Annotated in this window: 11 protein-coding genes and 2 tRNA genes; 9 read left to right on the top strand and 4 right to left on the bottom strand. The window is 66.6% G+C overall.

Annotated features, from left to right (window positions below):
- Positions 1–1740 (top strand): DNA gyrase C-terminal beta-propeller domain-containing protein (locus ACHFGS_RS01475; protein ID WP_394289079.1); only part of this gene is annotated, 1740 nt, incomplete at its 5' end.
- Positions 1737–2141: a DUF3566 domain-containing protein gene (locus ACHFGS_RS01470; protein WP_394279084.1), complete on the top strand. Its 405-nt coding sequence runs from the start codon at positions 1737–1739 to the stop codon at positions 2139–2141. The genes ACHFGS_RS01475 and ACHFGS_RS01470, both read left to right, overlap by 4 nt.
- Positions 2142–2175: 34 nt before the next feature.
- On the opposite strand, the gene ACHFGS_RS01465 is transcribed toward ACHFGS_RS01470, so the two are convergent.
- On the bottom strand, positions 2176–2886 hold the full coding sequence (locus tag ACHFGS_RS01465) for a VIT family protein (protein ID WP_394279085.1): 711 nt from the start codon (positions 2884–2886) through the stop codon (positions 2176–2178).
- Positions 2887–3001: 115 nt separating this feature from the next.
- Here ACHFGS_RS01465 and ACHFGS_RS01460 point away from each other — a divergent pair.
- The 3 genes from ACHFGS_RS01460 (at position 3002) to ACHFGS_RS01450 (ending at position 3674) form a co-directional block, all read left to right on the top strand.
- Positions 3002–3075: transfer RNA gene (locus ACHFGS_RS01460), tRNA-Ile, on the top strand.
- Positions 3076–3089: 14 nt separating this feature from the next.
- Positions 3090–3162, top strand: a tRNA-Ala gene (locus ACHFGS_RS01455).
- 86 nt (positions 3163–3248) lie between these two features.
- Positions 3249–3674: an NUDIX hydrolase gene (locus ACHFGS_RS01450; protein WP_394279086.1), complete on the top strand. Its 426-nt coding sequence runs from the start codon at positions 3249–3251 to the stop codon at positions 3672–3674.
- A gap of 1 nt (position 3675) precedes the next feature.
- Here the strand turns inward: ACHFGS_RS01450 and ACHFGS_RS01445 are convergent, their stop codons facing one another.
- On the bottom strand, positions 3676–4164 hold the full coding sequence (locus tag ACHFGS_RS01445) for an aminoacyl-tRNA deacylase (protein WP_394279087.1): 489 nt from the start codon (positions 4162–4164) through the stop codon (positions 3676–3678).
- Positions 4157–4729, bottom strand: a complete 573-nt coding sequence (locus tag ACHFGS_RS01440) for a DNA helicase (protein ID WP_394279088.1) — start codon at positions 4727–4729, stop codon at positions 4157–4159. Before ACHFGS_RS01440 ends, ACHFGS_RS01445 begins: the two co-directional genes overlap by 8 nt.
- A gap of 102 nt (positions 4730–4831) precedes the next feature.
- Between ACHFGS_RS01440 and ACHFGS_RS01435 the strand changes: the two genes are divergently transcribed.
- Together ACHFGS_RS01435 and ACHFGS_RS01430 are read left to right on the top strand one after the other, a co-directional pair.
- The gene (locus tag ACHFGS_RS01435; protein ID WP_394289078.1) at positions 4832–5389 is read left to right on the top strand and encodes a peptidylprolyl isomerase; all 558 of its coding nucleotides are present in this window, start codon (positions 4832–4834) and stop codon (positions 5387–5389) included.
- 7 nt (positions 5390–5396) lie between these two features.
- Positions 5397–6272: a rhomboid family intramembrane serine protease gene (locus ACHFGS_RS01430; protein WP_394280069.1), complete on the top strand. Its 876-nt coding sequence runs from the start codon at positions 5397–5399 to the stop codon at positions 6270–6272.
- Between the two features lie 72 nt (positions 6273–6344).
- On the opposite strand, the gene ACHFGS_RS01425 is transcribed toward ACHFGS_RS01430, so the two are convergent.
- Positions 6345–6581: a cell division protein CrgA gene (locus ACHFGS_RS01425; protein ID WP_394280070.1), complete on the bottom strand. Its 237-nt coding sequence runs from the start codon at positions 6579–6581 to the stop codon at positions 6345–6347.
- 55 nt (positions 6582–6636) lie between these two features.
- On the opposite strand from ACHFGS_RS01425, the gene ACHFGS_RS01420 reads away from it, so the two are divergent.
- Positions 6637–7440 (top strand): class E sortase, encoded by an 804-nt coding sequence (locus ACHFGS_RS01420; protein ID WP_394280071.1) that lies wholly within the window; start codon positions 6637–6639, stop codon positions 7438–7440.
- The gene (locus ACHFGS_RS01415; RefSeq protein ID WP_394280072.1) at positions 7440–7604 is read left to right on the top strand and encodes a hypothetical protein; all 165 of its coding nucleotides are present in this window, start codon (positions 7440–7442) and stop codon (positions 7602–7604) included. The genes ACHFGS_RS01420 and ACHFGS_RS01415 overlap by 1 nt, the downstream gene beginning before the upstream one ends.
- The last annotated feature ends 15 nt before the right edge of the window (positions 7605–7619 follow it).

Here is a 7619-nt window from a genome sequence, read left to right as displayed (position 1 = left end):
ACCGAGCTGCCCTACCAGGTGAACCCGGACAACCTGGCCGTGAAGATCGCCGACCTCGTCAAGGACGGCCGTGTCGGCGGCATCGCCGACCTGCGTGACGAGACCTCGGGCCGCACCGGTCAGCGGCTCGTCATCGTCCTCAAGCGCGACGCGGTCGCGAAGGTCGTGCTGAACAACCTGTACAAGCACACCCAGCTGCAGGAGAACTTCGGCGCCAACATGCTCGCGATCGTCGACGGCGTGCCCCGCACGCTGCCGCTCGACGGTTTCGTCAGCTACTGGCTGACCCACCAGTTCGAGGTCATCGTCCGTCGTACGCAGTACCGTCTGCGCGAGGCCGAGAAGCGCATGCACATCCTGCGCGGCTACCTCAAGGCGCTCGATGCGCTCGACGAGGTCATCGCCCTCATCCGGCGCTCGCCCACCGTCGACGAGGCGCGCGAGGGCCTGAAGAAGCTCCTCGAGATCGACGACGCGCAGGCGGATGCCATCCTCTTGATGCAGCTGCGTCGCCTTGCCGCCCTCGAGCGTCAGAAGATCATCGACGAGGCGAACGAGCTCGAGCTCAAGATCGCCGACCTCAACGACATCCTGACCTCGCGCCAGCGCCAGAGCGACATCATCTCGACAGAGCTCGGCGAGATCGTCGGGAAGTTCGGCGATGAGCGTCGCACGCACATCCTGCACGGCTTCGACGGCGACATGTCGATGGAGGACCTGATCCCCGAAGAGGAGATCGTCGTCACCGTCACGCGCAACGGGTATGTCAAGCGCACCCGGAGTGACAACTACCGTTCGCAGCACCGCGGAGGCAAGGGCGTCAAGGGCGCGCAGCTCCGGGCGGACGACGTCGTCGAGCACTTCTTCGTCACGACCACGCACCACTGGCTGCTGTTCTTCACGACCAAGGGCCGCGTGTACCGCGCAAAGGGCTACGAGCTCCCCGAGGCCGGCCGCGACGCGAAGGGCCAGCACGTCGCGAACCTGCTCGCGCTGCAGCCGGGCGAGGAGATCGCGCAGATCCTCGACATCCGCGACTACGCGACGGCCGAGTACCTGGTGCTCGCCACCCGCGACGGCAAGATCAAGAAGACGCCGCTCCGCGAGTACGACACGAACCGCCAGGGCGGCATCATCGCCATCAAGCTGCGCGGCCAGGACGAGGAGAACGGCGACGAGCTGGTCTCCGCCCTCCTGGTCGACAGCACCGACGACATCCTGCTCATTTCCCGCAAGGGTATGTCGCTGCGCTTCACCGCGACCGACGAGTCGATGCGCCCGATGGGCCGGCCGACCGAGGGTGTGAAGGGGATGTCCTTCCGAGCCGGGGACAGCCTGCTGTCTGCCTCGGTCGCCCGCGAGGAGGGGTACGTGTTCGTCGTGACCGACGGCGGCTACGCCAAGCGCACCTCGGTCGACCAGTACCGCGTCCAGGGACGTGGCGGCCTCGGCATCAAGGTGGCCAAGCTGAACGACGATCGCGGCGAGCTCGCGGGCGGTCTGATCGTCAGCGAGGTCGACGAGGTGCTGGTGGTCCTTGCCAGCGGCAAGGTGGTACGCTCGGCCGTTGCCGAGGTCCCCGCCAAGGGTCGCGACACGATGGGCGTGGTGTTCGCCCGTCCGGACGATGACGACCGCATCCTCGCCATCGCCCGAAACGGCGAGCGTGGACTGGCGGAGGACATCGCCGCCGAGGAACCCGAATCGGCACCCGAGACCCCCGAGAAGAGTGACGCATGAGCACGGTAGCCGACAAGCTGGCCAAGAAGTCCTCCAGCAAGACGAACACGAAGCAGGTTCGCCTGCGATTGGTCTACGTCGACTTCTGGTCTGCCGTGAAGCTGTCGTTCCTCGCGGCGGTCGCACTCGCGATCGTGACGGTGGTGTCGACGTTCCTCGTCTTCCTGGTCGTGCAGTCCACGGGACTCATCTCGCAGGTCGACGAGCTCCTCGGCGCGGTCACCGACAACAGCTTCACGCTGGGCGCCTTCCTGAGTCTGCCGCAGGTGATGGCCTTCGCCGCCGTGGTGGCGATCTTGAACCTGATCGTCGTGACGGTGCTCGGTGCCGTCGTGGCGGGCATCTACAACCTCATGGTCAAGGTGACCGGCGGCCTGCTCGTCGGCTTCACCTCCAACTGAGCCAGCCCGCGCTCACACGGCTGACTCCCCTGAGTCAGACCACCGTCGTGCCGAGCAGGACGCCCAGCAGCCACGTCACCGCGAGGGCGAGCGCACCGCCCACCACGAGACGCGTCGTCGCGCGGAGCTTCTTCGCGCCGCCCAGTGCCGCCGACACCGTCCCGGTGATCGCAAGCGCGATGAGGACGGCGATGAACGTCGCCGGCACGCGCCATTCCGGCGGCGGGAGCAGGATCGCAAGCAGTGGCAGCAGTGCACCCAGCACGAATGCCACGGCTGACGAGAGCGCGGCGTGCCACGGGTTCGTCAGGTCCTCCTGGTCGATCCCGAGTTCGACTTCCAGGTGGGCGGCGAGGGCGTCGTGCGCGGTCAGCTCCACGGCCACACGTTCCGCGGTCTCCGGGGAGAGTCCGCGAACGCGATAGAGCTCGGTGAGTTCGGCGAGCTCCTCCTCGGGCATCGTGGCGAGCTCACGCTTCTCCTTGGCGATGAGGGCACGCTCGGTGTCCCGCTGGCTGCTCACGGAGACGTACTCGCCCAGCGCCATCGAGATCGCGCCGCCGACGAGAGCCGCCAGGGAGGCCGTGAGGATCGGTCCGATCAGCGTCGTGGCGCCCGCCACACCGACGGCCACGGCGGCGACGGACACGATCCCGTCGTTCGCGCCCAGCACTCCGGCGCGGAGCCAGTTGAGTTTGGCGCCCACGCTGGCATCGTGCGGTTCGGTGTGCGTCGCCTCGGTCATGACGCCAGTGAACCAGAACCGATCCATGACGCGCCCGACGCGTCATCGCGATTCGTCAAATGGCCTCCCCTTCGGGTAAAGTCTTGGAGGTTGGACGGCGAGAGCCGACAACGACGGGGCTATAGCTCAGGCGGTTAGAGCGCTTCACTGATAATGAAGAGGTCCCAGGTTCAAGTCCTGGTAGCCCCACCGTCACCGCACCGGGGGCCTTAGCTCAGTTGGTAGAGCGCCTGCTTTGCAAGCAGGATGTCAGGAGTTCGAATCTCCTAGGCTCCACAATCTCCCCGAACGCCGGCCCTCGTGGCCGGCGTTCTGTTTCCCTCACCATCGTTGCCACGGCCCTGGCGCGTTAGGGTGATCGCGTGGACATGAGGGTCGCGGCGTACGCCGTCATCACGGATGCCGATCGCATCCTCCTCGCGCATTGGAACGACGCCCGCCGCCCGGCGTGGACGCTCCCCGGGGGCGGACTCGACCCCGGCGAGCACCCGGCCGACGCAGCCGTGCGGGAGGTTTTCGAGGAGACTGGGTTTCACGTGGAACTCGACGGCGTCCTGGGTGTCGATTCGCACGTCATCTCCGCGCGCGACCGGATCCACGGCGAGGGTCCCCTGCAGGCGCTCCGGATCGTCTATCGAGCGCACATCGTCGGCGGCGACCTGCGAAACGAGATCGACGGCTCGACCGATGAAGCCGCATGGTTCGCGTTCAGCGAGCTCCCCGCGCTGACGAAGGTCGCGTTGGTCGATGCCGCGGTGCGCATGGCCGGGCTCCCCGTCGGAGGCTGACTCAGCCGCTGCGCTCCTCCGAGATGTCGGCGACCGTCGCCGAGTAGGCCCGGATGAGCTCGTCTGCATCGACGAAAGCGCTGTAGCCGTGTGCGCCGGCTCCCATCGCGATGCGCCGGCCCACGATGCTCTCATCGGCGAACACCGGCCAGTCGGTGCTGCTGCCGATCGGCGTGATCGTGCCGCGCTCGAAGCCGGTTGCGGCGAGGGCGAGTTCGGGCTCAGGCAGGCGGAGCTTGTTGACTCCGACGACGGCCCGGAGTTTCGGCCAGGAGATGGCACGGTCTCCTGGGATCAGCGCGAACAGATACGTGTCGTCGGTGCGTTTGACGACGAGCGTCTTCACGATGTCCGCAGGCTGGAGACCCAGAAGGGATGCCGCTTCCTCAAGGCTCTCGGCGGCGGGACGTTCACGGAACTCCACGCGCAAAGACCGGGAGCGCGCCGCTTCTGCGACGCGCTCCGACGGTGAGTGAACGGATTCAGGCATCCGGTGCGCGCAGCGGGTCGTCGGCAACCCACAGCTCGTCGTCTGCCCGAAGCGTCTGCCACGCCGCGTACAGCACACCGGCTGCGGCGGCGACACCCAGGATGAGGGCGATGACGCCACCGGCGCCCATCCCCTTCTTCGCGGGCGCCGCGATGGTCATCTGCTTCGTCGCCTTCGCACCGGCCTTCGCGGCCTGCTTCTTGAAGGCGGCGAAATCGAAGTCACCCAAGCTCTTGCCGCGGGCGATGCGGTTTCGCTTCTCGTTGGCGACATCCCACACCGACATCGCGGTGCCGACGACCGCGCCCGCGGCGGGGACGATCGCATCGTTCAGCACGCTGCGGCCGGTCTGGACGCCCTTCTGCACGTACGGGGCGGCGTAGCGCTCGTACGAGTGCTGAACCGTCGGCACGATGTGCTCACGGTTGTAATTGCCCAACTGGCGGCCGGCTTCGCGCGCGACATCGCCTGCCTGCGCGACCAGGACCTGCTGCGACTCCCACAGCTTGTTCGCTTGACTCTGCAGCTTGCGGAGTTCTTTCTTGCGCTTGCGGTTGAGGCTCACGGTGTGCCCTCCCTTTTCCGGTGATCATCCGGGGACGTTTGACCCCATCCTGCCAGAACGATCCCGGCGGCCAAGGGGGTTGCGGGTGAGAGAATGATGAGTATGCCGATTCACTCCGCTGTCGCGACCCTGCACACCAACCACGGCGATATCGTCGTCAACCTGTTCGGCGACCAGGCGCCGCGCACTGTCAAGAACTTCATCGGCCTCGCCGATGGCTCCCAGGACTGGACCCACCCTGCAACGGGCAAGCCCGGCGAAGGCCCCCTGTACACCGACGTCATCTTCCACCGCATCATCCCCGGATTCATGATCCAGGGCGGCGACCCGCTCGGTCAGGGCATCGGTGGCCCCGGCTACAACTTCGACGATGAGATCAGCCCCGAGCTGACCTTCGCCAAGCCGTACCTGCTCGCCATGGCCAACGCGGGGCTCCGCCGCAACGCCATCACCGGCAAGGCAGAGGGCACGAACGGTTCGCAGTTCTTCATCACCACCGACCCGACCCCGTGGCTCAACGGCAAGCACACCATCTTCGGTGAGGTCGCCGATGACGCCTCCCGCGCGGTCGTCGACGCGATCAGCCAGGTCAAGACCGGCGCGCAGGACCGTCCTGTCGAGCCCGTCGTGATCTCGTCGATCGACATCGCGGCGGCCTGACCCAGACGTGAGCTCCCCCGATCCCCGGAGCAACCCGGACGACTTCTGCTACCGGCATCCCGATCGTCAGAGCTTCGTGCTCTGCCAGCGATGCCTGCGCACGATCTGCCATGAGTGCCAGACGCCCATGCCGGTCGGTGTGATCTGCCCGGAATGCCTGGGCGAGCAGAAGAAGGAACAGCGCGCGACGAATGTCCGTCGGATGCCGAAGCGCATCATGCGGCGCGCGTCGGGCGACCGACCGGTCGCGACCTATGCGATCTTGATCGTCACGGTCGCCCTGTTCCTCGTCGGGTTGATCCCGGGGATCGGTGGAGAGGTCCGAGGATTCCTGGCGTTCAACAGCATCTTCACCTTCCCCGGCCACCCGTTTTATCCACTGGAGCCGTGGCGCATCGTCACGGCGATATTCGTGCACTCCGGGATCTGGCACGTCGCGCTCAACATGCTCGCCCTCTGGGCGCTCGGGCGCTCGCTCGAACCGCTCCTCGGACGGGGCAGGTTCCTCGCCCTCTACCTGCTCAGCGCCGTCGGCGGGTCGGCGCTGGTCGCCCTCCTCGCCCCGGGGGTGACCGTGGTCGGAGCGTCCGGAGCCGTGTGGGGTCTGTTGGGCGCGATGCTCATCATAGGGCGGAATCTCGGGGTGAACGTGTTCCCGATCCTCGTCCTCCTCGGCATCAACCTGGTGATCTCGTTCCTGCCGGGCGCGGGGATCTCCTGGCAGGCGCACATCGGCGGCGGGCTGGTCGGCCTGCTGATCGGATGGATCTTCTCGCGCACCCGTGCAGTGCGTCAGCAGCGTACGCAGATCCTGCTGCTGTCAGGTGTCGGAGTGCTCCTGCTTGCGCTGATCTTCGGCGTCGCGCCGATCGTCTACGGCTGAGTTATCCACAGGCTCATCCACACATGGGGATGAATCACACCGGTGTAATTCCTGTCGGACGGATGCCGCAGCTCAGCGCCAGCGGGTCGTCATCAGGAAGCCGATGAAGGCGATCCCGAAGCCGATAACGAGGTTCCACGCACCGATGCCGGGGACGGGGAGTCCCTGACCGCTCAGGTAGAAGACGATGATCCAGACCAGACCGATCAGCATGAGGCCGAGCATGATCGGCTTGAACCACACCGGGTTGGGGGCGGCGTCGCCCTGGGGCTCGATGAGCTGATCCTCGTCCTTGTCTCCACGTGCCATGGGCCAAAGTCTACCTGCCAGCCTCGCCACAGCCCGCGCTGGTTAGAATCCGAACGTGACCGAGCCCCTCGCTCCCGTGGAGCCCACGTCCCGTCGCGCGCATCGCGCCCGCCGGAGCCGTCCTCGGCCGCGCGCCACGTTCTTGAGTGTGTTCGGCGAGATCCTCGTGACCCTCGGCGTTCTCGCACTGCTGTACGTCAGTTGGCACACGTGGGTGGGTGACGTGATCATCTCCAGTCAGAAGCACGCCGAGGCCGACGCGCTCGCGCAACAGTGGGCGGCGGAGCCGCAGGATGAACAGCCGGCGCCGTCGAACCCGGCGCCCACTCCTGCAGACCCCGCGGACATCACGATCCCCGTGCTCGGGGAGCAGGACCACGGCGATCTGTTCGGCATCATGCGGGTTCCGCGGTTCGGCGCAGACTGGAAGTTCAGCATCGCCTCGGGCATCACCCGACCCGACATCCTCGACAAGGGCGAGATCGGACATTACCCCGATACCGCGATGCCCGGCGAGATCGGCAACACGGCCTACGCCGCGCACCGGTGGACCTCGGGGGCCGCGTTCGATCCGATCGACGAGCTCGTCATCGGCGACGCCATCGTCATCGAGACCAAGGCCGGTTGGTACACGTACCGGTTCCGGTCACTCGAATACGTGCAGGACACCCAGGTCGAAGTGCTCCTGCCCGTGCCGAACCAGAAGGGTGTCGAGGCCGACGGTCGCTACCTCACCCTCACCAGCTGCGCTCCGAAGCTGAACATGCTCGAGCGCATCATCGCCTACGCCGTCTTCGACGAGTTCACCCCGCGCGGCGACGGTCCGCCCGCTTCCCTGACCGATGGAGTGTCCGCCTGATGTACGCCGCACTGTGGCGCGTCCTTCCCGGTCCGTGGTGGGTGCGCGTGCTGATCCTCCTCATCCTGCTGACCGCGGTTCTCTACCTGCTCTATTTCCACGTGTTCCCGTGGGTGTTCACGTTCGTCAATCCCGCCGAGGATTCGACGATCGGCAGCGGCTGAGTGTCCGAGACCATC

This window comes from Microbacterium sp., from assembly GCF_043427715.1.
GTDB lineage: Bacteria > Actinomycetota > Actinomycetes > Actinomycetales > Microbacteriaceae > Microbacterium.
The sequence above is the reverse complement of the archived record's forward strand: the minus strand, read 5'-3'. Positions and strand labels throughout refer to the sequence as shown.

What these genes read in the sequence shown, in the direction of transcription:
- ACHFGS_RS01470 (WP_394279084.1), top strand. Translation starts at nt 1,737, where the DNA reads ATGAGCACGGTAGCCGACAAGCTGGCCAAGAAGTCCTCCAGCAAGACG.
- ACHFGS_RS01465 (WP_394279085.1), bottom strand. Translation starts at nt 2,886, where the DNA reads ATGACCGAGGCGACGCACACCGAACCGCACGATGCCAGCGTGGGCGCC.
- ACHFGS_RS01445 (WP_394279087.1), bottom strand. Translation starts at nt 4,164, where the DNA reads ATGCCTGAATCCGTTCACTCACCGTCGGAGCGCGTCGCAGAAGCGGCG.
- ACHFGS_RS01435 (WP_394289078.1), top strand. Translation starts at nt 4,832, where the DNA reads ATGCCGATTCACTCCGCTGTCGCGACCCTGCACACCAACCACGGCGAT.
- ACHFGS_RS01425 (WP_394280070.1), bottom strand. Translation starts at nt 6,581, where the DNA reads ATGGCACGTGGAGACAAGGACGAGGATCAGCTCATCGAGCCCCAGGGC.
- ACHFGS_RS01415 (WP_394280072.1), top strand. Translation starts at nt 7,440, where the DNA reads ATGTACGCCGCACTGTGGCGCGTCCTTCCCGGTCCGTGGTGGGTGCGC.